The 26,291-nt window shown below is 40.7% G+C and carries 22 protein-coding genes and 4 pseudogenes; 16 read left to right on the top strand and 10 right to left on the bottom strand.

Annotated features, from left to right (window positions below; translation table 11 throughout):
• Positions 1-74 precede the first annotated feature (74 nt).
• Both C9E88_RS08065 and C9E88_RS08070 read right to left on the bottom strand, forming a co-directional pair.
• A pseudogene (locus tag C9E88_RS08065) lies at positions 75-631 on the bottom strand (epoxyqueuosine reductase QueH).
• 139 nt (positions 632-770) lie between these two features.
• Positions 771-1,211 (bottom strand): Rrf2 family transcriptional regulator, encoded by a 441-nt coding sequence (locus tag C9E88_RS08070; RefSeq protein WP_106984407.1) that lies wholly within the window; start codon positions 1,209-1,211, stop codon positions 771-773.
• 108 nt (positions 1,212-1,319) lie between these two features.
• Here C9E88_RS08070 and C9E88_RS08075 point away from each other — a divergent pair, with 108 nt between their 5' ends.
• The 5 genes from C9E88_RS08075 to C9E88_RS08095 all read left to right on the top strand — a co-directional run bounded on the left by C9E88_RS08075 (position 1,320) and on the right by C9E88_RS08095 (position 6,222).
• The gene (locus tag C9E88_RS08075; RefSeq protein ID WP_171501783.1) at positions 1,320-2,207 is read left to right on the top strand and encodes an NAD(P)/FAD-dependent oxidoreductase; all 888 of its coding nucleotides are present in this window, start codon (positions 1,320-1,322) and stop codon (positions 2,205-2,207) included.
• A gap of 473 nt (positions 2,208-2,680) precedes the next feature.
• Entirely contained in the window at positions 2,681-3,670 is a 990-nt protein-coding gene (locus tag C9E88_RS08080) for a putative oxygenase MesX (RefSeq protein ID WP_106984405.1), read from the top strand.
• 79 nt (positions 3,671-3,749) lie between these two features.
• Entirely contained in the window at positions 3,750-4,778 is a 1,029-nt protein-coding gene (locus C9E88_RS08085; protein WP_106984404.1) for a methionine synthase, read from the top strand.
• 103 nt (positions 4,779-4,881) lie between these two features.
• Positions 4,882-5,376 (top strand): flavin reductase, encoded by a 495-nt coding sequence (locus tag C9E88_RS08090; RefSeq protein ID WP_106984403.1) that lies wholly within the window; start codon positions 4,882-4,884, stop codon positions 5,374-5,376.
• A 45-nt stretch (positions 5,377-5,421) separates the two neighbouring features.
• Positions 5,422-6,222 (top strand): sulfite exporter TauE/SafE family protein, encoded by an 801-nt coding sequence (locus C9E88_RS08095; RefSeq protein ID WP_106984402.1) that lies wholly within the window; start codon positions 5,422-5,424, stop codon positions 6,220-6,222.
• A 140-nt stretch (positions 6,223-6,362) separates the two neighbouring features.
• On the opposite strand, the gene C9E88_RS08100 is transcribed toward C9E88_RS08095, so the two are convergent.
• The 7 genes and pseudogenes from C9E88_RS08100 to C9E88_RS17815 all read right to left on the bottom strand — a co-directional run.
• Positions 6,363-6,692 carry a DMT family transporter gene (locus tag C9E88_RS08100; RefSeq protein ID WP_106984401.1) on the bottom strand — a complete coding sequence of 110 codons (330 nt, stop codon included), beginning with the start codon at positions 6,690-6,692 and terminating at the stop codon, positions 6,363-6,365.
• A gap of 7 nt (positions 6,693-6,699) precedes the next feature.
• On the bottom strand, positions 6,700-7,581 hold the full coding sequence (locus C9E88_RS08105) for a hypothetical protein (protein ID WP_106984400.1): 882 nt from the start codon (positions 7,579-7,581) through the stop codon (positions 6,700-6,702).
• Positions 7,578-8,594 (bottom strand): isopenicillin N synthase family dioxygenase, encoded by a 1,017-nt coding sequence (locus C9E88_RS08110; RefSeq protein WP_106984399.1) that lies wholly within the window; start codon positions 8,592-8,594, stop codon positions 7,578-7,580. The genes C9E88_RS08105 and C9E88_RS08110 overlap by 4 nt, the downstream gene beginning before the upstream one ends.
• An 81-nt stretch (positions 8,595-8,675) precedes the next feature.
• Positions 8,676-9,557, bottom strand: a complete 882-nt coding sequence (locus C9E88_RS08115; protein WP_106984398.1) for an ABC transporter ATP-binding protein — start codon at positions 9,555-9,557, stop codon at positions 8,676-8,678.
• Entirely contained in the window at positions 9,557-10,501 is a 945-nt protein-coding gene (locus C9E88_RS08120) for an ABC transporter permease (RefSeq protein WP_106984397.1), read from the bottom strand. Before C9E88_RS08120 ends, C9E88_RS08115 begins: the two co-directional genes overlap by 1 nt.
• A gap of 188 nt (positions 10,502-10,689) precedes the next feature.
• On the bottom strand, positions 10,690-11,391 hold the full coding sequence (locus C9E88_RS08125) for an SIR2 family NAD-dependent protein deacylase (protein ID WP_106984396.1): 702 nt from the start codon (positions 11,389-11,391) through the stop codon (positions 10,690-10,692).
• A gap of 104 nt (positions 11,392-11,495) precedes the next feature.
• Positions 11,496-11,603: pseudogene (locus C9E88_RS17815) on the bottom strand (LysR family transcriptional regulator); the annotation flags it as partial.
• On the opposite strand from C9E88_RS17815, the pseudogene C9E88_RS08135 reads away from it, so the two are divergent.
• From C9E88_RS08135 to C9E88_RS08145, 3 genes and pseudogenes are all read left to right on the top strand, one after another.
• Positions 11,591-12,373, top strand: a pseudogene (locus C9E88_RS08135) (acyl-CoA dehydrogenase family protein); the annotation flags it as partial. The pseudogenes C9E88_RS17815 and C9E88_RS08135 sit on opposite strands and share 13 nt — an antisense overlap.
• 209 nt (positions 12,374-12,582) lie before the next feature.
• On the top strand, positions 12,583-14,016 hold the full coding sequence (locus C9E88_RS08140) for an MFS transporter (protein WP_106984395.1): 1,434 nt from the start codon (positions 12,583-12,585) through the stop codon (positions 14,014-14,016).
• A gap of 51 nt (positions 14,017-14,067) precedes the next feature.
• Positions 14,068-15,303 (top strand): annotated as a pseudogene (locus C9E88_RS08145) (CaiB/BaiF CoA transferase family protein).
• Positions 15,304-15,394: 91 nt separating this feature from the next.
• Here the strand turns inward: C9E88_RS08145 and C9E88_RS08150 are convergent.
• Positions 15,395-16,747: an 8-oxoguanine deaminase gene (locus C9E88_RS08150; protein ID WP_106984394.1), complete on the bottom strand. Its 1,353-nt coding sequence runs from the start codon at positions 16,745-16,747 to the stop codon at positions 15,395-15,397.
• 312 nt (positions 16,748-17,059) lie between these two features.
• On the opposite strand from C9E88_RS08150, the gene C9E88_RS08155 reads away from it, so the two are divergent.
• The 8 genes from C9E88_RS08155 (at position 17,060) to C9E88_RS08190 (ending at position 26,276) form a co-directional block, all read left to right on the top strand.
• The gene (locus C9E88_RS08155; protein ID WP_106984393.1) at positions 17,060-18,115 is read left to right on the top strand and encodes an aromatic ring-hydroxylating oxygenase subunit alpha; all 1,056 of its coding nucleotides are present in this window, start codon (positions 17,060-17,062) and stop codon (positions 18,113-18,115) included.
• 102 nt (positions 18,116-18,217) lie between these two features.
• A complete protein-coding gene (locus C9E88_RS08160) occupies positions 18,218-18,703 on the top strand; it encodes a nucleoside deaminase (RefSeq protein WP_106984392.1) in 486 nt (161 codons plus the stop codon).
• Between the two features lie 208 nt (positions 18,704-18,911).
• Positions 18,912-19,985, top strand: a complete 1,074-nt coding sequence (locus tag C9E88_RS08165; RefSeq protein WP_106984391.1) for a BMP family ABC transporter substrate-binding protein — start codon at positions 18,912-18,914, stop codon at positions 19,983-19,985.
• 88 nt (positions 19,986-20,073) lie between these two features.
• Positions 20,074-21,063, top strand: coding sequence for an isopenicillin N synthase family dioxygenase (locus C9E88_RS08170; RefSeq protein WP_106984390.1), 990 nt, complete (start codon positions 20,074-20,076; stop codon positions 21,061-21,063).
• A gap of 390 nt (positions 21,064-21,453) precedes the next feature.
• Entirely contained in the window at positions 21,454-22,554 is a 1,101-nt protein-coding gene (locus tag C9E88_RS08175; protein WP_106984389.1) for a BMP family ABC transporter substrate-binding protein, read from the top strand.
• A gap of 76 nt (positions 22,555-22,630) precedes the next feature.
• A complete protein-coding gene (locus tag C9E88_RS08180) occupies positions 22,631-24,226 on the top strand; it encodes an ABC transporter ATP-binding protein (RefSeq protein WP_106984388.1) in 1,596 nt (531 codons plus the stop codon).
• A gap of 20 nt (positions 24,227-24,246) precedes the next feature.
• The gene (locus C9E88_RS08185; protein ID WP_106984387.1) at positions 24,247-25,338 is read left to right on the top strand and encodes an ABC transporter permease; all 1,092 of its coding nucleotides are present in this window, start codon (positions 24,247-24,249) and stop codon (positions 25,336-25,338) included.
• A 17-nt stretch (positions 25,339-25,355) separates the two neighbouring features.
• Positions 25,356-26,276: an ABC transporter permease gene (locus C9E88_RS08190; RefSeq protein WP_106984386.1), complete on the top strand. Its 921-nt coding sequence runs from the start codon at positions 25,356-25,358 to the stop codon at positions 26,274-26,276.
• Positions 26,277-26,291: the final 15 nt, after the last annotated feature.

The raw sequence follows: 26,291 nt of genomic DNA on the forward strand, positions 1-26,291 counted from the left end.
AATTTGATTCGGTCACGGCCTTGGCTCATGCGCCAGCGATTGGTATCGCGCAGTGAATAGACGCAGCCACAGTATTACTGCTGATAAAATTCTTCTTTCTTACTGATTTCCAGCATGCGTACAGCGCCGCCATTTTTACGCCAGTTATAGTCCCAATATGTAATTCCGTCATAATGTGAAGCCGAACGATGACCACAGTCATTAATCTGCTGCATGTTTTTCCAGCGTGAAATTCCCAGTGAACTGCTGATTAGGCTAAAGCCATGTTCTGCTGCATATAATGCTGTACGTTCAAAGCGCATATCAAAACACATGGTACAGCGGATACCTTTTTCAGGCTCATTTTCCATGCCTTTGGCACGTTTAAACCAGTTTTCTGTGTCGTAATCACAGTCGATAAACGGAATGTTGTGTTTTTCTGCAAAGCGGATATTTTCCTCTTTACGGATTTCATATTCTTTAACTGGATGAATATTAGGATTGTAAAAAAGATCGAAAATTCAATACCAGATTCAATTAAAGTTTCCATGACTTCGCCAGAACAGGGCGCACAGCAAGAATGCAATAAAAGCTTGTCATGACCTGTTGGAAGCGTCAGTTTCTGACGTTCAAGTTTGTTTGACATAATCATAAGCTATAAATATAAACTTTATATTTTAGCGATTCATGGAAATATCAAATTTCGAATATGCTGATTTTTTCTAAGTTTGAGCTGAGACAGATTCAGTACAGAGACTTAAAATTGAAACAGATTTGAAGATGCATTTATTTTATTTCGCATTAATCTGCTGATTCCATTCAATCTGAAAATCATGTGCCAATTGGTCTAATTGAGTTGCTTTAAGGTTTTTAATCAGCACTTCTTGCGCTTCAAAAAAGGCATGATCAAGTGCCCGATTGACCACCAGTTCTACCAAGCAATCTGGTGCTGAATGTTCATTGCCAATCGCAAAAATTGAAGGTTCACCGACAGCAAGGTAAATGTCATACAGCGAAATGTCATGCAAAGGTTTAATCAAACTCCAGCCGCCACCAGGGCCTTTCTCAGAATCAACATATCCATGCTTTTTTAAACCCGACATGGTTCTACGTACCACAACTGGGTTTGTTTCTAGCATTTCGGCAATCTGATCGGATGTAAAAGGCTTATTTTCACGCGCCATATGTAGCAGGACATGCAGCATTCGTGAAAGTTTACTGTCTTTACGCATGAGGAAATTGATTATCGGAGAAATTGATAGATTGTAACATTAAAAGTTTCTTATACATGGATTAAATGATATGGTAACTTCAAAAGTTACATATTAGGAATTATGAACATGAATTATGAAGTTGTGATTATTGGAGGCAGTTATGCAGGGCTTTCTGCAGCTTTACCTTTAGCACGTGCGCGCCGCCGTATTTTAATTATTGATGCAGGGCAACGTCGTAATCGTTTTGCTGAACATTCACATAATTTTTTGACGCAAGATGGCCGATCACCTAGTGCTATTGCAGAAGAAGCTAAAGCACAATTAGAAAAGTATTCCACGATTTCATGGCTTGCTGAAACGGTTACAGATGTAAAAGCAGTTGATGGAAAATATTCAGTTATCGCAGGTGATCAGCAAATTCAAGCTGAAAAAATAATTATTGCCACTGGCGTACGTGACGAATTGCCTCAAGTGAATGGTTTGGCTGAACGTTGGGGGCAATCTATTTATCACTGCCCATATTGTGATGGTTATGAACTGAACTTAGGTGAAATTGGCATGTTGGTGTCGGGTATGCACTCATTACACATGGCGTTGATGTTGCCAGATTGGGGCAATACTACTTTATTTTTAAATGATGCAATTGCTGTAGATCAATTGGATGATGAGTTATTAGCGAAGCTTTCTAAGCGTCAAATTCAGATCGAAACGCGTAAAATTGACCATATTGAAGGTCATTGTGACGTTGTAATGGCAGATGGTGAACGAATTCAATTGAATGGTTTATTTGTTTCAACCGTTACTCGTCTGCAATCGAACTGGATTCATCATTTAGGTTTAGAGATAGACTGCAATGAATATGGCGAGGCCATTAAAACTTCGCCTGCAAAAGAAACAAATGTTAAAGGAATTTATGCTTGCGGTGATGTCACACGTTCAGGCGGTTCAGTTGCTTTATCCGTGGGTGATGGAGCAATGACAGGGATTGTCGTGCATAAATCTTTTATTTTTTAAAGTATTGGCATAGCAATTTACAAATATAGGGCAAGTATCTAAATGATAAATTTGGGTACTTGGACCTAAATATAAGAAATGAAAATCCAGTTAATAATTTGATCTTTTCTCAGTTTAAGCTGAGTTTAATTCACTTAGAATAATAAATAGCCACATTCTAAAAGTGGACATTCTTATCAATCAGCTTCATTTTTACATCAAAAAATCAGCAGAATGCTGATATGAATATGCATTTAATAAAATCATAAAGTGTTGTTTATACTTATATTAATTTGAGATTATTCTATGGGTTAGTCAGTTTTAAAATGCGCGCATTGACCTAAATTGAAATAGATTCATCCTATAAAATTACCAAACATGAATTTCACTCACTTTGTGTTGAGGTTAAATCATTTTTATTCATCTTAAGATTCACGTATAAATTACTCCATACAGAAATTTTGATTATTTTAATTTTAGGGTCGTGAATCTCCATGAGTAATAAATTTGCATGTTCAATCAAACGAATCCGCTTTGATGAAAACTATAAACCAGCTGACAATACACGTCTAACAACGAACTTTGCTAACTTGGCGCGCGGTGAGCACCGTGAAGAAAATTTACGCCGTACCTTGGCAATGATTAATAACCGCTTCAACACTTTGGCCAGCTGTGATAACCCAAATGCGGATCGTTATTCACTTGAAATTGACATTATTTCTGCTGAACTCGATGTAGAAGGCAATGGTCAAACTTTCCCGTTTATTGAAACTTTAAAAAGCACCATCATCGACCATAAAACCAATGAACGCATTGAAGGCATGATCGGCAACAGTTTTTCATCGTATGTGCGTGACTATGATTTCAGTGTGGTATTGCCTGCACTCGGTTGCAAATTCAATGAAAAACCTGAAGATTTTGGCGATTTACACGGCAAGCTTTATCAACACTTGATCAATTCAGACGTATTCAAAGCTGAATTTAAAAAACAGCCTGTGATTTGCTTAAGTGTTTCAACGACAAAAACTTATTACCGTACTGCAAATGTACATCCGATCTTAGGTGTGGAATACACCAATGATGACCATTCACGTACCGATGACTATTTTGCAAAAATGGGCTTAAGCGTTCGTTACTTCAAACCTGAAAATGCGACTGCACCATTGGCATTCTATTCAGCAAATAACTTGCTCAGCGACTATACAGATTTCGAACTGATCAGCGCGATCAGCACCATGGAAAGCTTCCAAAAAATCTACCGTCCTGAAATTTACAATACCAATGCGACAGCAGGTTTAGTGTATCAACCAAGCTTAAGCTTTGGCGATTACTCATTAACCCGTATTGTGTATGACCGTGTTGAACGTGGTCAGTTGGCGGTTAAACAGGGCAAATGGACAGAAGAGAATTTTATTCAGCCATATAAAGACATTCTGAATGAGTGGGCGGCTAATTTTAGTATTGAAAATGCAGACGCAGCTTAATTTTAAATCACTTAAATAGATGAAAACGCGGGTGAGTTAAACCACCCGTTTTAAAGAAAATAGAGATAGAAGATCGAATATGGCCATTTTACTCCCAACTTCAACTGCTGGTAGCTTACCTAAACCGTCTTGGCTGGCTGAACCTGAAAAATTGTGGTCAGCATGGAAACTTGAAGGCGAAGAATTATTAGATGCAAAACGTGATGCGTTGAAATTATCTTTGCATGAACAAATCCATGCAGGCATTGATATTGTCAGTGATGGTGAACAAACCCGTCAGCATTTTGTGACCACATTTATTGAACATCTTGAAGGTGTAGATTTCGAAAAGCGTGAAACGATGCGTATTCGTAATCGTTACGATGCAAGTGTACCGTCTGTGGTGGGCGAAGTATCGCGTAAGAAAGCAGTGTTTGTGGATGATGCAAAATTCTTACGCAGCCAAACCAATCAGCCGATCAAATGGGCTTTGCCTGGCCCGATGACGATGATTGATACTTTGTATGATGGACACTACAAGAGCCGTGAAAAATTGGCTTGGGAATTTGCTAAAATCCTGAATCAAGAAGCGTTAGAGCTTGAAGCGGCAGGCGTGGATATCATTCAATTTGATGAGCCTGCGTTTAACGTATTTTTTGATGAAGTCAATGACTGGGGTATTGCGACATTAGAGCGTGCGCTTGAAGGTTTGAAATGCGAAACAGCCGTTCATATTTGCTATGGTTATGGCATTAAAGCCAATACCGATTGGAAACAGACTTTGGGTAATGAATGGCGCCAATACGAAGAATCATTCCCGAAATTGCAACAATCGAAGCTGGATATCATCTCACTTGAATGCCAAAACTCTCGTGTACCAATGGATTTAATCGAACTCATCCGCGGTAAAAAAGTGATGGTTGGTGCAATTGATGTAGCAACCAATCAAGTAGAAACAGCAGAAGAAGTAGCAAATACATTACGCAAAGCATTGCAATTCGTAGATGCCGACAAGCTATATCCTTCAACAAACTGCGGTATGGCGCCTTTACCTCGCCACGTGGCGCAAGGCAAACTAAATGCGCTAAGCGCAGGCGCTGCCATTATTCGCCAAGAATTGACCGCATAAATTCGAGCTGACTCAATTTCATGTAGGAGCAAGAAGGAAATGAAATCCCTATTATCCAAACATGAGAAAGAGATAAGCCATATAGACCATTGAGATTGAAGAGATGATTGAAGCAACTGATTTTAGAAATGCAATGTCTTTATTGACGACTGCAGTCAACGTGATTACGACTGAGGGTGAAGCAGGCATGCATGGATTTACAGCATCAGCAGTATGCAGTGTGACAGATACACCGCCAACTTTGCTGGTTTGTATGAATCAATCATCTCGTTCTCATGCGCATTTTCTTGAAAATAAAGTTCTGTCTGTCAATGTTTTGGGCACACAGCATGAGCAAATTTCCAATGCCTTTGCTTCAAGCAAATTTAATTCGGAAGAGCGTTTTAAATTGGGTTCTTGGACCACATTAGAAACAGGTTCACCAATACTCAAAGATGCTTTGGTCAGTTTTGACTGTCAGATTGAACAGATTCAAGAAGTGGGTACGCACAGCGTGTTTATGTGCCGTGTGGTCGCAATCAAGCAAAGTCAGCAGGAAGAAAGTTTGGTGTATTTCAACCGTGCTTATCATGCTGTAGGTCAAGTGGAGTTGGCTTAAACCAGTCAGACTTCTTCAATACATCTTTTTAAAAGTATCTATTTCGTGGAACTCATTACTTTCTTAATTATTGGCGCATTTGCTGGTTTTGCTGCGGGGCTGTTTGGCGTTGGCGGCGGTACTATCATTGTGCCATTGCTCTATATTGTTTTTAGCCAAATGGGCTATAGCCCCGATGTGATTATGCATTTGGCGCTAGGTACGTCCTTGGCTACGATTGTGGTGACGTCGATCAGCTCCTTGATGGCGCACAATAAGAATGGCGCTGTGATTTGGCCTGTATTTAAAAATTTAGCCCCACCTATGGCGATTGGCTGTTTTGCAGGCGCGGGCATTGCAGGCTGGCTGTCGGGCTTACATCTGCAAATGATTGTCGGTGTGTTTTTACTTTGGGTGGCGTATACCATGTTTATGGGAGCAAAAAAGCCAGTCGATCCAAACAAAACACTGCCATCTACAGCTAAGCAAATTGCGGCGGGTTCGGGTATCGGCGTTGCATCGGCAATCTTCGGAATTGGCGGTGGCAGTATTACAGTGCCGTATTTAACGGCAAATGGCGTGGTGATGCAAAAAGCGGTCGGGACGTCTGCGGCGTGCGGTTTACCCATTGCCATTGCGGGTGCATTAGGCTTTATGTTCTTTGGCATGCAGCAGCAAGTTGAAATTCCAAATACCATTGGCTTTATTCATATCTATGCCTTTTTTGGCATTAGTGTGATGAGTTTCTTCACTGCTAAATATGGTGCGAAAACTGCGCATGCGCTTTCACCAGCAGTACTGAAAAAATGTTTCGCGGTGCTGTTGTGTATTGTTGGATGCTTTTTTCTAGTGAAAGGCATTTTATAGAAGCCGACTGATCACAGTTAATTCATTCGAAACGTATGCTCTAGTGTGCAACAGCAAGCTAGAGCATTTTTATCTATAGCAATTTAAGTCTTTAAAATTTCAAAGATATTATTTAAAAATTACATTTCAAAACTGACATCTCAAAGCTCTGTGCTTTTAGAAAAAACATTGATAATCACAATGCCCAATAAAATAAAGGCCAAACCAATCATGGCAGGTAGGTCTAAATTTTGTTTAAACACAACCCAGCCCACGCATGAAATAAGCACAATGCCTGCAGCGGACCACATGGCGTAGGCCAATCCCATAGGAATCGATTTAAAGGTCAAACCTAAAAAAAAGAGCGCAATGGCATAGCCCAATACGGTAAAAATAATCGGCACAAATTCAGTAAAGCCATTACTGGCTTTTAAGGCGGATGTAGCAATCACTTCGGCAATGATTGCGATAAGCAAATATATAAACGACATTGATTTCCTATAGACATTCTATTGCATGGTGCATGAGATGCTGTTTTTCATTTCGTAACCAATCTGTACTTTCTGTCGTGGTATCAGTGTGATGCTGAAATGCATAATGTGGAACATAAATATCCACCTCGAACATCAGCTGTACTGCTTGACCATTAATAATTACGTTTTGCTTTAAATGTGTTTCATCAATAACTTCAAAATGATCAAAGTTAAGCACTTGATTTTGCTGAGATGAAGTCGTTGTATAGTGCTTATGCAGACCATCTACAGCGATGGAAACTTCAAAGCTTTCAATCACCGTTTTATACATAGTAGGTGCAGATGATATGTCGATGCTGGCAACTGTTTGCTGATCTGTAGGTAAACGGCTCAGTGCAAAGGCCACATACTTATCACAAATAATTAAACCACCATCCATCGGCAATGGTTGATGACTTTCTATATCGAGGGCTGACTTCAACCGCAGGCCTAAAAATAGCCCTTCATGAACTTGCTGACGCCAGTCTTCGACATACACATTGCTTGGAGAGAATTCTAAAATACAGTTGCCAATCGCATGCAGTTTGGCAGGTTCTGGCCATTGCACATGATTTTGATAATTTGAGTGTGCTTTAACGTCCCAAGACAATAATTGCTGTTCAGCATCCCAAAGAGTGTTGCCAATCCAGCCTTGACGCTCATTTACTGGCGTATTTTCTTGGCTTTTTAAACGTAGATCGATGGTGAAACTACGTGACTGAAACCAATACACAATCGTTTTTTCATCCGTTAAACCATTTGAAAAACTAATGCTTTTACGGCGAAAAGCACCATACAAATAGTCTGGAATAGGACCTGAAACCTCTTGGCTGGCTGGAAGCTGTGCTAAAGCCTGAAATAGATTCATGCGCTTGCTCCTTGTACTTCTGTATTTTCATCCATACCAAATGATGACAAAGGCACAGCATTTCTTAGACTCAGCTCTCCTGAAGCGATACGTTTTTTGAGATAACTAAAGGTTTGCGCGGTTTGATTAAATAAATGTTCACCACCAATTAAGGGCTGATATTTGGGCGCTTCAGTAGAATGTACAGGCTCAATAATTGTTTCGTAATTACAGGCACAGAACAGAGGGAAAGAGTAGCGCTCTTCAGAGACTTTTTTAACACGGTGCTTGGTGGCCAAATATTTGCCATTCGACAAAACTTCCATCATGTCGCCAATATTCATCACCAAGGTATTTTCAATCAATGGAATATCCATCCATTCACCTTGTTTATTTAATACTTGCAAACCCGGTGCAGTCGGCAAGAGCAGTGTAAAACATTCATAGTCTGTATGTGCGCCAATACCTTCAGCATCTTTCACTTCAGGGTTATAGGGATAATGGATTAGACGCAGTTGGCTGGTCGGATGGGTAATTTTACGATCAAAAAAATGCTCATCTACATTCAAAGCTAAAGCAAAGGCCTGAAAAATCTGCTCGCTAATACTGCGTAAATGGCAGTAATAATCACTGACGGTACTTTTAAATGTGGCATCATTTGGCCATAAAGTAGGGCCAAGCAATGGAAATGCCGTAGTTTCGCCGTGGTAATCATAATTGACGTCATAGGCTTCTTTTAAGTCGTAGCTGTTGCCTGCAAATTGTTCTTCACCAATTGGCACATAGCCACTATGATTTTTCGACAGCCCAATATAGTGTTGCATTTTACTGGCGGTATCTTGTTGAAAATAACGCTTTGCCACCTGAATCAGTGATGTCGCAAAATCAAAATTGAACTGATCACCTTTTAAATAAAGAAAACCAACATCTTTACAGGCTTGATCCAACGCAGAGGCTACTTCTAAGCGTTCTGACAGTACCGTGCTTTGCATTTTTGAAATATCAACAAGTGGCAAAACATAAGATTCATTCATCTTCAACTCCTATAATGTTGGCCGTCCAACGCTGTAGTACATCATTTAGGCCGTCCTAAAGATGAAGAGGGATTAATCCAGTTATTTTTGCGTACTGACTTGGGTCATACGCGGAATTTTCGGTAGGTTTTCCATCGCTGGGTCGAGCTCGTCTTCCTGCGCATGCACCAAGAAATCCACCCGTTCGCGCAGTTGTTTAAATTCAGGACTCAGCATGAGTTCAGGATTACGAGGACGGGGTAAATCGACCTCAATTATTTCTTTAATTTCACCAGGATTGGCTTTGAGCGCCACAATACGATCCGCTAATAAAATGGCTTCATCCATGTCGTGGGTCACAAAAATGATGGTGATATCAATGTTTTGCCAAAGATCCATTAAATGTTTTTGCATTTTTTGACGGGTATGCGGGTCAAGCGCGCCAAACGGTTCATCCATCAATAATATTTTTGGTTCATTGACCAATGCGCGGGCAATAGCAACGCGCTGTTTCATTCCGCCAGACAGCTGATGCGGGTACTGATCTTGGTATTTTTCTAGACCAATAATATCAATCCATTCGCGGGCGTTGGATTCAGCCGAGGCATTGCTGGCACCTTTCATTAAAGGGCCAAACATCACATTTTCTTTGACCGTTTTCCATGGAAAAAGCGTGTAGCCTTGAAACACCATGCCACGCTCAGGGCTTGGTCCTTCAATGACTTGGCCATCGATCAGCAATTCACCGCTACTGTAAGGGTCAAGTCCAGCCACAATTCGGCTAAAGGTCGATTTACCGCAACCCGATGGGCCAATCACGCAGATAAATTCACGTTTATGAATCTTTAAATCCAACTGATTTAAAATAGTGCGCTCAGTCTTGCCGTGTTTAAAACTTTGTGTAAGTTTTTTTGCTTCTAAAATGACAGGGCGTGCATAAATTGCATCGAAATAAGTGGTGGCATTAAACTCTGTGCTGTTCATTATTTTGCTCCTGCTTTCCATTTAAATAGACGTTGACCGAGTTTCATTAGCACCACATCGCACACCAAACCAATCACTCCAATGATGAGGATCGCGGCATAGACATTGTCAAAGTTTTGGTAACGCGCTTGTTGAGTAATAAACCACGTAATCCCAGAGGTTGTGCCAATCAGTTCAGATACGATCAGATAAGTCCAAGCCCAGCCCAACAATACACGTAAATCGCGGTAAATGTCGGGAAGCGCCGCTGGAATCACCACATGAAATAAGCTTTTTAATTTATTGGTACCTAGCGTAAAACCTGCTTCAATCAGGCCACGGTCTACCATCCGTGTGGTATTCGCAATAATTAGAATTTGCTGAAATAGCGTACCAATCACAATAATGGCGATTTTAGGTGCATCATTAATGCCTAAAATCGCAACGGCTAAGGCACCAAAAGCAGGAGCGGGCAAGTAGCGGAAAAACTCAACAAAGGGTTCTGTCAGTTGAGATATTTTTTGAGAAAAACCGCAAAGAATACCCAGCGGAATACCGATGAGAGAGGCGATAAAAAAAGCGCTGAACACAATTTTAATACTGTGCCATAAGCTTTGATGAAACCATGGGGCATCTGGTTGGGCTGGCGGGGTAATAAAGGCTGTGACCAGCGCTTTTGCCACTTCATGCGGTGCAGGTAGATAGATTGGATTGACCAGTTTACCTTGCGGTGGTTCTGCACCTGCATTGACCGCAGATTGCGCTTCGGCATAAAACACCGCTTTGTCTACACGGCTATCGACTTGCAAATACGACACACTGCCAGACTGAGTAATTTGCACCTGTGGATGCCATAAAAATGGCAAATAACTCACTGCACACCAAATAAGCACAGGAATTAAAAATGATCCGAAGCCGAGCAATAGCTTGCTTTTCGGACTGAGCTCTCTTGCGACATAACCCATACTGACCAAGCCCCAATATTACTTTTTTAATAAAACGTAATACTATTAAGCAATTTGAATGCCAAACACGTGTATGGCGTGATTTATTGGACTTAAGCCAAGTTAGATAGGCTATAAACAGCAAAAAGCCTGCAAAAGAAGCAGGCAATATTAGTTTTTTTGATCGATACTGATGCCAAAATGTCTTTTTATGGCGCAACCAATTGCAAAAACAGTTTTTTCATTCCTTCACTCGCGCCTGCTTTAATCAATTGATACTGCTCAGGTACGCGTTGATAGTCTGCTTTCGGATCGATATAAAATGCACGGCAGTTGGCAGGGATTTCGTGAATCAATCCTGCCACAGGATAGACAGCCAGACTTGTGCCAATCACAATAAAAATATCTGCTGTTTGCACACTCACACTGGCATCTTCATAGGCAGGAACTGCTTCGCCAAACCAAACCACATGTGGACGTAAAGGATATCCATCAGGGCATTTGTCGATGTCTAAGTTTAAATCTGCACATTCAATGGGAAACAATTCCTGCGTATATTGCGCCTGAGGGCCAGAGCTTTTTGCGTAACGAATATTGCCATGCAGATGTAGTACATTGTGACTACCTGCACGTTCATGTAGATCATCAATATTTTGTGTAATGACTTGAACATCAAAAAAATCATCGAGTTCAGCAATTAATTTATGCGCTGCATTTGGCTCTGCGGCTAAAATATGTTTACGGCGTTCATTATAAAATCGCTGTACTAAAGCTGGATCGCGTGCCCAAGCTTCAGGTGTGGCCACATCTTCAATACGATGCTGTTCCCAAAGACCATCACTGTCACGGAAGGTATTGATGCCGCTTTCTGCGCTCATGCCAGCACCTGAAAACACCACAATTTTTTGCATAGATATTTAGCCTTATATTTTAATTGATGAGTCCAATGCGTACGGTTGCATGTATTGAATGGATGATTCAGCGAATTTACTGTACTCAAAATATAGCGACTACTTCAACTTAGCTGATTCAATTCTTGTAGCACCCAATCGACAAATTTTTTTATTTGCGGTGAGCTGTCTTGGCTCGAGTGGACTAAATAATATTTTCGGCTACCGTGCAATGGCCAGCGTGCAAAGTTCTTTGGTGATGGTGCCGATTAATGAATTTGGCTCGGAAGAGCAAAAACAAAAATACCTGCCAAAACTGGCAACGGGTGAATACATTGGCTGCTTCGGCCTGACTGAACCTGATCATGGCTCTGACCCAGGCAGCATGATTACGCGTGCAAAAAAAGTGGATGGTGGCTACCGTCTAACGGGCGCAAAAATGTGGATTACCAACAGCCCAATTGCCGATGTTTTTGTGGTTTGGGCGAAAGAGGTTTCGGCTGAAGGCAATGTGGGTGACATTCGCGGTTTTATTTTGGAAAAAGGCTGGGATGGTCTATCTGCTCCAGCAATTCACGGTAAAGTTGGCTTACGTGCCTCGATTACCGGTGAAATTGTCATGGACAATGTCTTTGTCCCTGAAGAAAACGCTTTTCCAGAAGTACGTGGTTTAAAAGGTCCATTTACCTGCCTAAATAGTGCACGTTATGGTATCGCTTGGGGTGCAATGGGCGCAGCTGAGTTCTGTTGGCATACAGCACACCAATACACCATGGACCGTAAACAGTTTGGCCGACCTTTTAAACGTAACAACTGTGGCAAGGCTTTAGATATTGCCCGTGTAGCGCGTGACATGATGGGCGGAAATGGCATTTCTGATGAGTTTGGTGTTGCCCGCCATTTGGTTAACCTCGAAGTCGTCAACACTTATGAAGGAACGCATGATGTACATGCGCTGATCCTTGGTCGTGCGCAAACAGGCATCGCGTCTTTTTGTAACTAATTGAATTATATATTCATAAGGTGCTCTACATAGAGTGCCTTAGAGACTTTTTGTGCAAAAATAAACTTAATCAATAAAGGATTCATCGTGAAACACTCTTGTAACTCTGTGCAATAGCCTGAGCAGTGATGAAATAAAAAGAATAAAAAAGGCAAATGTGCAGACATAGGAATGCCGATGACTCATTTGGGAAAATGAGGAACAAGGAAATGAATAACGAAATGCAAAACGGAGAAGGAACGCTCAAATTGCCTTCTAACGTGGGCACGATGCATCGTATTACCAGCAACACTTGGAAAATGGCCTTTATTTTTGCCTTTATTTCTTTGGTGATTGATGGTGTAGACATTATGTTGCTGTCATTCAGCCTCACCAGTTTAAAGGCTGAGTTTGGTTTAAGTACATTTCAAGCAGGAATGCTTGGTAGCTCTTCTTTAGCAGGGATGGCGCTGGGTGGTATTTCTGGTGGATGGGCCTGCGATAAATTCGGCCGTGTGAAAACTATTGCTTGGTCGGTAGTATTTTTCTCAATCATGACCTGTATTTTAGGCTTTACCCAAAGCTATGAACAATTTTTAATTTTACGTTTTATTGGCGCATTTGGTTTGGGCTCACTTTATATGGCGTGTAATACGCTGATGGCAGAATATGTACCAACCAAATACCGCACAACAGTACTCGGGACTTTGCAAACGGGTCAAACCGTGGGGTATATCGTTGCAACGCTGATGGCGGGTGCCATTATTCCAGATCATGGCTGGCGCATGCTATTTTATGTCACCATTATTCCTGCTGCTTTTGCTCTTATCTTTATGCGTTTTGTTCCTGAACCAAAATCTTGGCAGGAAGCAAAAATTGAGCAGCTAAAACGCCGTGAATTAAAACTTGAGCCTGTACAGCAACATGCTGCAGCCACTCAAAACGCGCCTTCTGAAAGTATTTACAAACGTATTTTTGGCCATACCAATCATCGCAAAATGTTCTTCCTTTGGATGTCGACCGCTGCATTTCTACAATTCGGTTATTACGGTGTTAACAACTGGATGCCGACGTATTTAGAAACCGAACTCAGCATGAACTTTAAAGCCATGACTGGCTATATGGTAGGTGCATATACCGCCATGATTCTGGGCAAAATTTTAGCAGGCTATGCTGCTGATAAGTTCGGACGTCGTATTACCTTTGTGTTTGGTACGGTAGCCACGGCAGCCTTCTTACCAATCATCATTTTCTATAACACACCAGCCAATATCGCCTATTTACTCGTAACTTTCGGTTTCTTATACGGTATTCCATACGGGGTAAATGCAACTTATATGGCAGAAAGTTTCTCTACGGATGTACGCGGTACAGCTATTGGTGGGGCTTACAATATGGGACGTTTGGGCGCAGCCATTGCACCAGCAACCATTGGTATGATCGCTGCTGGTGGATCGTTCACCATGGCCTTTATTGTAATGGGAGCTGCGTACTTTATTGCAGGGGTTATTCCTGGCTTGTTTATCCGTGAACGTCAATATGACCCGCAGCAAGCATCGTTTTCTTCAGATGCGGAAAAAGAAAAACTGCCCCGTTTAAGTTTAGATACACATGCTGCTGATGCAGCGCAAAAAACTAATGCAAAAACTGCAACAGCAAAATAAATAAAAAGATCTGTGCCATAGCTCAATACTATGGCACATCTGGAGTGAACTATGGGTGCATTAAAAGGAATTCGAGTATTGGACTTAAGCCGTGTTTTAGCAGGTCCTTGGTGCGGTCAAATATTGGCTGATTTAGGTGCAGAGGTAATCAAAATTGAACGTCCTAAAGTCGGTGATGATACCCGTATGTGGGGACCACCTTGGATGCCAAATCAGCAAGGTCAAGCGACGAGAGAATCAGGCTATTACCAATGTGCGAACCGTAATAAATATTCTGTAGCCATTGATATTGCTAGTGAAGAAGGGCAAGCCCTAGTCCGTGAAATTGCTAAAACGGCAGATGTCGTGATTGAAAACTACAAAGCGGGTTCACTCGCTAAATATGGTTTGGACTATGCATCGCTCAGTGGGCTAAATCCAAATATCGTATATTGCTCAATTACAGGTTTTGGTCAGGATGGTCCACGTGCGGAAGAACCAGGCTATGACTTTATTATTCAAGGCATGTCTGGCTTGATGAGTATTACTGGTGAAGCAGATGATGTGATGGGTGGAGCACAAAAGGTGGGGGTCGCTGTGGTCGATATTCAAACGGGATTGTACTCAACCATTGCCATTCAGGCGGCATTGTTGGCGCGGTAGCATACTGGACGCGGTCAATATATTGATATGTCTTTACTCGATGTACAGGTGGCAGCTTTAGCCAATCAAGGTATGAACTATTTGACCTCAGGTAAAGCACCTAAGCGTATGGGAAATAATCACCCGAATATTGTGCCGTATCAAACTTTTAAAGCCAAAGATAAGGAATTTATTATTGCCTGTGGTAATGACAAACAATTTAAAGACTTGTGTATTGCGATTGGCTATACAGAACTGCTAGATCAGCCGAACTATTTACGTAATCAAGATCGAGTGAAACACCGTGAAGAATTAATTCCATTATTGAGTGCTTATTTTCTCACTCAAGATGCTCAAGTTTGGGTTGATGCGATTCATGCGGTAAAAGTGCCAGTGGGTGTAATCAACTCTGTAGAAGACGCATTAAATGAACCGCAAATTCAACATCGTCAAATGGTGGTAAATATTCCACATGCTTTAAATCATGATTTTAAAGTGATTGGATCACCGATGAAATTATCTGATACACCAGTGGAATACCGTCATGCACCACCACAGTTAGGGCAGCACACGACAGAAATTTTGTCCCAATTTAGAACTGAATCTGAATTAAATGAATTGGCCGCACAAGGTATCATTGATCAACTCAATCATCCTGTAGCTTAATATCTCCTCATTTAATCTTGAAATATATGGGCTTTAAAAGTATCGCTAGAATTAAAATTTAGACCGAAGCACATGACTTCGGTCTTTTTGATCATGCTGCCAGTAAGGCTTTGGCAGCAACGCGGTGTTTAGCTTGCAGTTCATCAATATTAACATTGACTAAGCTTTGGTCTTTGACGACCCATTCACCGTTTACCATGACATGTTCAGCACGGTCTGCACCACACAGTAGCAAAGCAGCGATTGGATCATGTGCACCTGAAAATTTCACATCATTCAATGCATAGCAGGCTAAGTCCGCCTGAAAGCCTACTTGTAATTGCCCTAAATGTTGCTCACGACCAAGAAGCTGTGCGGAACCTGTGGTTGCCCAGCTCAATGCAAGCTCAGGTGTGATATTTTCTGCACCATATTTGAGGCGCTGTAAATACATTGCTTGGCGTGTTTCAAGGATTAAATTAGACGCATCACCCGACGCCGAGCCATCTACGCCTAAACCAATTGGGCTACCAGCGTGTAATAAGTCCATGGTTGGGCAAATACCAGAAGCAAGACGCATATTGGAATGTGGGCAATGACAAATGCCTACTTTGGCTTGTCCTAAACGCCGTATTTCATCAGCATTAAAATGAATGCCATGTGCTAACCAAGTACGATCACTCAGCCAACCGACGCTTTCCAAATAATCTACCGTGCGCATGCCAAACATATTTAAGCAGAAATTTTCTTCATCTATGGTTTCAGCCAAGTGCGTATGTAAGCGGACATCTAAATTCTGTGCTAATTGAGCACTTTCTTTCATAATGTCTTGCGTAACTGAAAAAGGCGAACACGGTGCCAGCGCCATATTCACCATCGCATCAGGGCTACGCTGATGATACTTTTTCACCAAGCGTTCTGAGTCTTTTAAAATAATATCAATATCTTGCACAGTATGTTGGGGTGGTAAACCACCTGCATCTTGACCTAAACTCATTGAACCGCGCGTGAGCATCACGCGAAGGCCAATTTCTTTAGCGGCAGTGACTTGTATGTCTATGGCATCTGTTAATTGCTGTGGAAATAAATAATGATGATCAGCTGCAAATGTACAGCCAGAAAGCAAAAGCTCTGAAAGGGCAATTTGAGTGGCTAAATGGAGTTGTTCAGGATTTAGCTTGGCCCACACTGGGTATAAAGTGGTTAACCAAGGGAAAAGTGGCGCGTTGACCACGGGTGCCCAAGCACGTGTTAGGGTTTGATAAAAATGATGATGGCTGTTAATTAAACCCGGAGTAATTACCAACTGTGATGCATCAAAAAAAGTGTCATAAGGTTGTTTAGGGCTTTGTCCAAGCGCAACCAGTTCAGTTATCTTACCGTTTGAAATAAGCAGACCGCCACGTGCATCTTGATCATTGGCGGTAAAAATAGCCATGGGGTTTTTAATCCAAAGCGTTGTCATAAAGTAACCATACACAAATCATTATGACGTGCATGCATACAATTTTTGTACCAGCCATTCAAATTTGTCAAAAATAGAACAACTTATTATTTGGAATGAGCAATTTTTTTCACAGCTAAAAATGTATCTGAAGCAATGTTGCAGAAAATGAAGTGAATACTCAGATGTTCTAATTATTAGAACAAAATGTTAGAAACATTCTAATAGACAGAAAATTAATAAAAACATTAATTTAAAAGCATCAGGCAGAAGTCAGTATGTTTCGTTTTACATCAGAATTTCTGCAAAATTAATGCTATTCGTGAGTCTATTATGAACGCTATTCCAGTCCTCAATTTATTTAGCCAACCGCAATGTAGCCAATTTGAAGCATCGGATTGGAATATTTTGGCACAGCACTGGTATCCTGTTGCACGTGTTCAAGATGTCACGATTGAGCCTCAACAAGTTATTTTGCTTGATGTGAAAATGGCCTTATACAAAACCGAAAGTGGTCAAATTCATCTGGTACGAAATATTTGTCCACATCGTGGTGTACCGCTCAGTAAAGGCTGGGTTGAAGGTGAAGAGATTGTTTGCCCATATCATGGCTTACGCTATAACACCGATGGTAAATGCAGCAAAATTCCTGCGCAACCAGAACTAACGAAAATATCAGATCGTTTTAGCTTAACGAAATTTCCAGTTGTAGAAAAATATGGCCTGATTTGGACCAGTTTATTTAGCCGAAATGAAAGCGAAGCCAATTTTCCAATTCTTGAAACTTGGGATGATGCCGATCATCAAGCTATTTTGCCGCCTTATGTTGATATTGCAGGTTCAAGTGGCCGTCAATTAGAAGGTTTTATTGATGTAGCGCATTTTGCATGGGTGCATCATGAAGCTTTTGCTACGCGTGATAATCCTGTTGTACCCAAATATCACACTGAGCGAACTGATTATGGACTGAAAAGCATCTATATTTCTGATGTCAGCAATTATCCGCATGGGATGCAACATTTAGCGCCAGAAGACTTTTTATGGACGCGTGAATTTGATGTCTATCCGCCATTTTCAGCAACGTTGACGGTGTATTTTCCAAATGATGGCATTTTGAAAATTTTAAATGCTTGCTGTCCTGTTTCACATAATCAAACCCGATTATTTGTACCACTTACACGTAATTTTGACACCACAGGCGACTTGCAAGCGGTATATGACTTTAATGCACAGATTTTTGCTGAAGATCAAGACATGGTTGAAAGTCAAAAACCTGAGGAGCTTCCGCTTGACATTAGTATGGAGGCGCATTTTGAAGCTGATCGCTCATCGACAACATATCGCCGTATATTAGCCGAATGGGGATTGAGTAAACGATATACTGTTTAATTTGATTATATGAAGCACTTTTATTTAAAAGTGCTTTTTTATTTTTAGACAGTATTTTTGATTATTTATTAAATTTAAATATATTTATTTGGGGTCATTTTGATGAATAAACCGACTCATGAACAGATGATTAATTTTTTAAAACTTTCTAATGATGTCGCTGAGCGTGCAATATCTTTAGGGCATCACCCATTTGGTGCAGTATTGGTTGCGCCAGATCACGAAACGGTGCTTTTCACTCAGTGTAATATTGACAGTGTTAATCATGCGGAATCAACTTTAGCACGTATCGCCAGCACTAATTATACAGCTGAATATTTATGGAATTGTACTTTGTACACCAGCGTAGAACCGTGCTGTATGTGTGCAGGAACCATTTATTGGGCCAATATTGGGCGTGTGGTTTTTGCCATGACTGAAGAAAAACTTTTGGCATGCACTGGAAATCATCATGAAAATCCAACCCTGAGCATTCCTGCATCTTATGTATTTGCACATGGTCAAAAAGACATTGAATTGATTGGTCCTATGGAAGAATTAGAGCCAGAAATAATACAAGTACAAGCTGAATTTTGGTCAAATCGTTAAATAGGTTTATTTTAATTTTATATTATTCATATTTTTAATGGGTTTTAATCACTTAAATATAATAGAACTAAATTATTTTATTGGTAACTTTTAATATTTTAATAAAATAATCAAACCTAATTGTATTTGGAATGCTAATTGCATATTTAAAAAATGTCTAGAAAGTCAAAAATCAAGTGATCAATCATAAAAGGTGAGGGTGGTCTGTATGCAATTTAACAAGAAAGTGTTTGTGGGGGCTTTAACTATTTTAGCTATTGGCATTTCGAGTTTAACCCAAGCCAAAGAGCAAGCAGCTTTTGTTTATTTAGGTCCAACCAGTGATCATGGCTGGTCTTATTCACATGAACAAGGACGTATAAAAGCAGACAAAGCCTTGGCGGGTAAATACCAAACCAGTTATATCGAAAATGTACCTGAAACTGCAGATGCAGAACGTGTGATTCGAAATTTGGCACAAAAAGGCAATAAAATTATTTTTGGTACTTCCTTTGGCTATATGAATGCGATGGAAAAAGTCGCAAAGCAATTTCCAAATACTGTATTTATGCATGCAACGGGCTATAAGCAGGGCAAAAACTTAGGTGTGTATGAAACACGTACCTATGAAGGCGCTTATATGTTAGGCGTAGTGGCTGGGCAAAAAACCAAAACCAATACCATTGGTGTGGTGGCTTCTTTTCCTATTCCTGAGGTTGTACGTAATATTAATGCCTATACTTTAGGTGCACAAAGCGTAAACCCGAAAGTAAAAACCAAAGTGATTTGGGCCAATACGTGGTTTAACCCTGGTAAGGAGCGAGAAGCTGCTTTGGCACTGATTGCTCAAAAAGCAGATGTACTCATGCAAAATACGGACTCGCCTGCAGTGGTCCAAGCGGCAGAGCAAAAAGGCGTGTATGCCTTTGGCTGGAATTCCGATATGACTAAGTTTGGCCCTAAAGCACACTTGGCAGCCGCAGTACTACATTGGGAAAAAATTTATGAGCCTGTGATGAAAGATGTACTCGCAAATAAATGGAAAAGTAGTGCTATAAAATATGGTGCTCAACAAGGCGCTGTGAATATTGAAAACTTTGGCCCAAATACCACACCTGAAATGAAAGCTAAAGCTTTGGCTGTACGCGATGCGATTGCAAAAGGGACATTACATCCATTTAGTGGCCCAATCTATAAGCAAGATGGCAGTTTGTTGATTGCAAAAGGGAAGTCTTTAACAGATGCAGATTTAGCGAAAACCAATTATTACGTTAAAGGTGTAGAAGGAACATTTCCTAAATAAAACAAATAGATCAGCTATTCGGGCGTAATTTCAATATTGTTTTGTGCGCTGTTCCAAGCGCACATTGATTTTTACAGGTAATAAAAACATGACCAGTATTCCAGTTTTAGATTTGAGTGAAGCGCTTGTATCTGATTCAAATCAGGCCCATGCAGTTGTCGCTTTACTACGTGAAGCAGCCACGCATTCCGGTTTTTTTTATGTTAAAAATCATGGCATTTCTGCTGAAATTATTCAGCGCCAATTTGTACTCTGTCAAAAAATATTCGATTTACCCTTAGCTACAAAACTGAAATATGACCAAAGTTTAAATGCTAGTCATTTGGGATTCGAACAATTCGCTGCGCAAAAGTCCGATTACAGTGGTAAACCTGATCTTAAGGAAGGATTTTACTGCGGGAAAAATTATGCCAGTGATCATCCCTACGTTTTGGCACATTATCAAGGTTATGGAATTAACCAATGGCCACATGCCGAAGTGCCAGAAATGGAGCAACATTGTCAGGAATATATTCAGGCACTAAGCGAATTAGCCAAACGCATTATGCAACTTTTGGCCTTAGCATTAAATTTAGATGAGCATTATTTTGATGAAAGCTATCATGATCCAATGATCACGCTAAAAATGCTCCGTTATCCGCCACATCCTGCAGATGCTGATATTGATAGTTATGGTGTGGGGGCACATACAGATTGGGGTTCAATTACCATTTTAGCGCAAGACAGTTGTGGTGGTTTAGAAGTATGTTTACCTGATGGCACATGGGTGACAGCACCGCCCATTGATGGAACATTTGTGGTGAATTTAGGAGATCTTATTCCGCGTTGGAGTAATGATTTATTTAAATCTAATCCACATCGGGTGCGTAATGTATATGCTGGTGGGCAGTCTCGTTATTCAATTCCATTTTTTTATGGGCCAAATTATATGACTGCGATTAATGCGCTACCCGGCACATTGAATGATGGCGAGGTATATCGATACCGCCCATGTACGGCAGGTGAACACATGGAAGAAATGTATATGAAAGCTTATGACTTAAGCCAAGATGAACAGAAAATACTAGAACAAATCTAACTAAAAATTTTTAAAAACAGCCCCGTACGATTGATGGTACAGGGCTTTTTTTATTTTGGGTGCATACAAAAAAGCACTTGCGCTAAAAAAATGCACTTTTGTTTTAATCGTTAAAATTTAAAAAAAGTGTTTTGAAATGGATACGAAAAACTCACAAATTACATTGTCTATAAAATCATAAGTCATTGTATTTATTGTTTAAAAATTCATATATGCGTTCTAAAAAATCGAACAAAGTGTCTATGTTCTAATTTTTATTAACTTTGGAATGGAACTTGCTAATTAACAGAAAGTGAACACAGACATTTAAACCGATGTTCAATTTTTATATTTCTAATGCCTTGTAATTACATCAATTTAGAAATGCATTTAATGAGTAGGAGCAGCTTCATGCCAAAAGAATATAGCTTTAAAACACAGTTAAAAAAAATCGTTCTAACACTCAGTACAGCGACGCTTTTGGGGACTTCGTTTATTACTGCTGCCAATGCTACGGATAAAGCAGCCTTTGTTTATATTGGTCCAACCAGTGATCATGGCTGGACATATTCACATGACCAAGGCCGTATTAAAGCTGAAAAAGCATTGGCTGGAAAATATAAAACCTCTCATATTGAAAATGTTCCTGAAACTGCTGATGCAGAACGTGTTATTCGAAATTTGGCACAGCAAGGGAATAAAGTGATTTTTGGGACGTCCTTTGGTTATATGAACCAAATGGAGAAAGTGGCGAAACAATTTCCTAATACTGTATTTATGCATGCAACTGGCTATAAGCAAGGCAAAAATTTAGGGGTATATGACGTACGTACCTATGAAGGTGCCTATATGTTAGGTGTGGTTGCCGGTCAACAAACTAAAAAGAATACCCTAGGCGTAGTGGGGTCTTTCCCAATTCCAGAAGTGGTACGCAACATTAATGCCTATACCTTAGGTGCTCAAAGTGTCAATCCAAAAATTAAAACCAAAGTGATTTGGGTGAACTCTTGGTTTAATCCTGGTAAAGAGCGTGATGCCGCTTTGGCGCTCATTGCGCAAAATGCAGATGTACTCATGCAAAACACAGATTCACCAGCGGTGGTGCAAGCTGCCGAACAAAAAGGTGTTTATGCCTTTGGTTGGGATTCGGACATGAGTAAATTTGGTGCCAAAGCGCAACTGGCAGCATCGGTTTTACATTGGGAAAAAATTTATACGCCTGTCATGCAACAAGTGGCGAATAAAACATGGAAACCGAGCGCAATTTGGTATGGCGTAAAACAAGATGCTGTAAAAATTGAAAACTTTGCACCTTTTGTCCCAGCCAATGTAAAACAAAAAGCGCTTAACGTACAAAGTGCGATTCAGAAAGGCACATTGCACCCATTTACAGGCCCTATTTATAAACAAGATGGCAGTCTAGTCGTGGCTAAAGGTAAGTCTATGACTGATGCTGAACTTGGCAAAATGAACTTTTATGTTAAAGGTGTAGAAGGCGCTCTACCTAAATAAAGCCGAATTTAGCCTAGATACGCAGTATCTAGGCTCAAGCCATACACCCTAGATTTTAAAAATGAGAGCTTGAGGTATGAATGCATTTCAACATGAACCTGACATAAAACTAAATCGAGCACCAAGTACAGCCATTCCTCGTCTTGAGCTCCTCAATATTTGTAAAAATTACAATTCATTGAAAGCCAATGACAACATTAACTTGAAAGTACAAGCAGGACATATTCACGCAATATTGGGTGAAAATGGTGCTGGAAAAAGTACCTTGATGAAGATTATTTATGGTGCGACCAAAGCTGATCAAGGGCAAATCATTTGGAATGGTAAAGAAGTAAAAATTGATAATCCATCGATGGCCCGTAAGCTAGGTATTGGCATGGTCTATCAACATTTTTCTTTGTTTGAAACCTTAACCGTTGCACAAAATATTTTGTTAGGTCTGGACGATAAAATTGATTTGGACGACCTACATCAAAAAATTCTAGAGGTTTCCAAGCAATATGGCCTACCTGTAGATCCAAGACGTGAAGTCCATTCTTTATCTGTAGGTGAGCGACAACGTGTAGAAATTATCCGATGCCTACTGCAAAACCCATCGTTAATTATTTTGGATGAACCAACTTCTGTCCTGACACCACAAGCCGTACAGCAGTTATTTAAAACGCTAAAACTCTTAGCATCTCAAGGTGTATCTATTCTTTATATCAGTCATAAGTTACATGAAATTAAAGAACTTTGTGACGAAGCGACCATTCTCCAAAATGGTCAAGTGACAGGTCATGTTTTACCCGAAAATAACTCGACCAGTGATTTAGCCAAACTGATGATTGGGCGTGAATTGCCGACCTATGTACATGCTGATTATGAAGGTAAGAAAGTTACTTGCTTTGAGGTTTCTAATTTATCCAAAACTTCTGATGATCCTTTTGGCGTGTCTTTAGCTGGAATTAACCTGAATATTCAAGCAGGCGAAATCATGGGGATTGCGGGAATATCGGGCAATGGTCAGGCTGAGCTTTTGGCTTTGCTTTCTGGCGAATCATTTTCTGAGCAAGGTGAGATATGGCTAAAGGGTCAAAATATTACCAAATTAAATGCGGGTGAGCGCCGTGATTTAGGCTTGGGCTTTGTTCCAGAAGAGCGTTTAGGCCGAGGTGCAGTCCCTGCGATGACCTTAGCGGAAAATGCTTTACTCACGGCATTTCGTCATGGGTTGACGCGTTTTAACTTTATTAATTTTTCGAAAACTAAAGCATTTGCAGAGCATTGTATTCAAAAATTTGGCGTCAAGGCTGCTGGTGCACATGCAGAAGCACGATCACTGTCTGGTGGTAATTTACAAAAATTTATTGTCGGTCGTGAAATTTTACAACAACCCAATTTTTTAATTATTTCTCAGCCAACTTGGGGCGTAGATGTTGGTGCATCCATGTTTATTCGACAAACTTTAATCGATCTGTCGCGCACTGGCGTGGCTATTTTAGTGATTTCAGAAGAATTGGAAGAGTTATTCGAAATTAGTGACCAAATTTGTGTGCTTGCTTCAGGCAAGCTTTCGGCGCCACAAGCAACTACAAGCACAAATGCGGAACAAATTGGCTTGCTCATGTCGGGCATTGCATCAGAACAATCCGATGTACATGATGGCAAACAGCCAGAATTACATGCTTAGCAAGGCATAGAGGTGAATCCATGTATTTATTAAAACCGAGGGAAAAGCCCTCACAACTGATGAGATGGTTGTCACCACTCATCGCACTCATTGCCATGCTGGTTGTTGGAAGTTTGTTGTTTTTTATTTTGGGGGTAGACCCCGCTAAAGCGTTGTATATCTTTTTTATTGAGCCTTTAACTTCGCTCTATAGCTTAAGTGAATTGGTGATTAAAGCCAGCCCGCTCATATTAATTGCGCTCGGCCTTGCCATTGGCTTTCGCGCCAAGCTCTTCAATATTGGTGCCGAAGGACAGCTCACCATGGGCGCCATTTTTGGTGGTGGTATTGCCATTTTATTTCATGACCAAATGGGCTGGTGGATTTTACCCCTCATGATTGTGATGGGTGCGATTGGTGGTGCATTTTGGGGGCTCATTCCTGCATTTTTAAAAACACATTTTAATGCAGAAGAAACATTGACTACGCTCATGATGAATTACGTGGCTTTGTTTGTTTTATTGTATTTGGTGAATGGACCATGGCGTGACCCAGATGGCATGAACTTTCCACAGTCTGTGATGTTTGGTGAAAGTGCCACTTTGCCTTTTATTGTGGAAGGCACACGTGTCAATGTCTCTATCTTTTTAACGCTTTTAGCCGTGATTGTATTTTGGTTTTTTATTAAAAAAAGCATGACGGCTTACAAACTTGAAGTCAGTGGTCAGGCGCCTTTGGCTGCACAATATGCAGGGTTTTCATCTAAAAAAGCCGTGTGGTTAAGTTTAGGGATCTCTGGACTGATGGCAGGTATTGCAGGTATTTGTGAAGTTGCAGGCCCAATTGGTCAGTTAAATCCAAATATTTCCCCAGGTTATGGCTATGCAGCCATTATTGTGGCGTATTTAGGCCGTTTAAACCCGATCGGAATTGTACTTGCAGGGCTATTGATGGCACTACTTTACCTTGGAGGTGAAATGGCACAAATGCAATTACAACTGTCTGTCGCAATTACCGGTATTTTCCAAGGCTTATTACTCTTTTTCTTATTGGCGTCGGATGTGCTAATTGAAAAGCGCTACCGTTTTGCCAAAAAGAAAACTGCACCCGTACCAAATGCTGGCGTGGCTTAAATCAAAAGGAATAAATCATGAGTATTGAAATGACCGCGATTTTAGCGGGAACGATTGCAGCTGCAACACCTCTGATTTTTGCAGGTTTAGGTGAATTAGTTGCTGAGCGTACAGGGGTAATTAACCTTGGTGTAGAAGGCATGATGTTAGTAGGTGCAATCGCAGGTTTTGCATTTGCTGCGCACTATGAAGCAAGCGTTGCCAGTGCCTTATTGGTTGGGGCTTTGGCGGGCATGTTTATGTCACTCATCTTCGCATTTTTTACCCTGTCCTTAAGTACAAACCAGTCGGCTTGTGGCTTGGCACTGACCATTTTTGGGATTGGTATTTCGGCATTTATTGGTCAAAACTACGTGAGCATGGCTTTACCCGGCTTACAAAATATGAATATTCCTGGATTAGCAGATATTCCATTTATAGGCCCTGTGCTATTTCAACAAAACTATGTGGTTTATTTGTCGATTTTGGCCTTTGCCGTGATTTGGTGGGTATTGGCAAAAACTCGTTTAGGCTTGCTATTAAAAGCAGTGGGTGAGTCACCAGAAAGTGCACATGCAATGGGTTATAACGTCTTGGCCATTCGTTATTGTGCCGTGTTGTTTGGTGGTGCAATGGCAGGAGTTGGCGGTGCGTTTTTATCAACGGTATATACACCAATGTGGATTGAAAACATGGTGGCAGGACGTGGTTGGATTGCAATTGCCCTAGTCGTATTTGCGACATGGAAACCTACACGTCTTATGTTGGGTGCATACCTATTTGGTGGCGTCACAATTTTACAATTTCATGCGCAAGCATTGGGTTTAAAAGTGCCAAATGAGCTGCTTTCTGCATTGCCTTATGTGGCTACGATTGTCGTGCTTGTCATAATTTCACGTGACAAAAAATTATTGAAAATGAACTTACCTGCATCATTAGGTAAGACATTTACGCCATAACTCCCACAGATATAA

Source organism: Acinetobacter cumulans, assembly GCF_003024525.3.
Classification (GTDB): domain Bacteria; phylum Pseudomonadota; class Gammaproteobacteria; order Pseudomonadales; family Moraxellaceae; genus Acinetobacter; species Acinetobacter cumulans.

Coding starts and splice junctions, on each gene's coding strand:
- C9E88_RS08085 (WP_106984404.1), top strand. CDS start 3,750: ATGGCCATTTTACTCCCAACTTCAACTGCTGGTAGCTTACCTAAACCG.
- C9E88_RS08125 (WP_106984396.1), bottom strand. CDS start 11,391: ATGCAAAAAATTGTGGTGTTTTCAGGTGCTGGCATGAGCGCAGAAAGC.
- C9E88_RS08115 (WP_106984398.1), bottom strand. CDS start 9,557: ATGAACAGCACAGAGTTTAATGCCACCACTTATTTCGATGCAATTTAT.
- C9E88_RS08150 (WP_106984394.1), bottom strand. CDS start 16,747: ATGACAACGCTTTGGATTAAAAACCCCATGGCTATTTTTACCGCCAAT.
- C9E88_RS08100 (WP_106984401.1), bottom strand. CDS start 6,692: ATGTCGTTTATATATTTGCTTATCGCAATCATTGCCGAAGTGATTGCT.
- C9E88_RS08160 (WP_106984392.1), top strand. CDS start 18,218: ATGAATAAACCGACTCATGAACAGATGATTAATTTTTTAAAACTTTCT.
- C9E88_RS08190 (WP_106984386.1), top strand. CDS start 25,356: ATGAGTATTGAAATGACCGCGATTTTAGCGGGAACGATTGCAGCTGCA.
- C9E88_RS08105 (WP_106984400.1), bottom strand. CDS start 7,581: ATGAATCTATTTCAGGCTTTAGCACAGCTTCCAGCCAGCCAAGAGGTT.
- C9E88_RS08110 (WP_106984399.1), bottom strand. CDS start 8,594: ATGAATGAATCTTATGTTTTGCCACTTGTTGATATTTCAAAAATGCAA.
- C9E88_RS08070 (WP_106984407.1), bottom strand. CDS start 1,211: ATGCGTAAAGACAGTAAACTTTCACGAATGCTGCATGTCCTGCTACAT.
- C9E88_RS08140 (WP_106984395.1), top strand. CDS start 12,583: ATGAATAACGAAATGCAAAACGGAGAAGGAACGCTCAAATTGCCTTCT.
- C9E88_RS08180 (WP_106984388.1), top strand. CDS start 22,631: ATGAATGCATTTCAACATGAACCTGACATAAAACTAAATCGAGCACCA.
- C9E88_RS08080 (WP_106984405.1), top strand. CDS start 2,681: ATGAGTAATAAATTTGCATGTTCAATCAAACGAATCCGCTTTGATGAA.
- C9E88_RS08090 (WP_106984403.1), top strand. CDS start 4,882: ATGATTGAAGCAACTGATTTTAGAAATGCAATGTCTTTATTGACGACT.
- C9E88_RS08175 (WP_106984389.1), top strand. CDS start 21,454: ATGCCAAAAGAATATAGCTTTAAAACACAGTTAAAAAAAATCGTTCTA.
- C9E88_RS08185 (WP_106984387.1), top strand. CDS start 24,247: ATGTATTTATTAAAACCGAGGGAAAAGCCCTCACAACTGATGAGATGG.
- C9E88_RS08075 (WP_171501783.1), top strand. CDS start 1,320: ATGAATTATGAAGTTGTGATTATTGGAGGCAGTTATGCAGGGCTTTCT.
- C9E88_RS08170 (WP_106984390.1), top strand. CDS start 20,074: ATGACCAGTATTCCAGTTTTAGATTTGAGTGAAGCGCTTGTATCTGAT.
- C9E88_RS08155 (WP_106984393.1), top strand. CDS start 17,060: ATGAACGCTATTCCAGTCCTCAATTTATTTAGCCAACCGCAATGTAGC.
- C9E88_RS08120 (WP_106984397.1), bottom strand. CDS start 10,501: ATGGGTTATGTCGCAAGAGAGCTCAGTCCGAAAAGCAAGCTATTGCTC.
- C9E88_RS08165 (WP_106984391.1), top strand. CDS start 18,912: ATGCAATTTAACAAGAAAGTGTTTGTGGGGGCTTTAACTATTTTAGCT.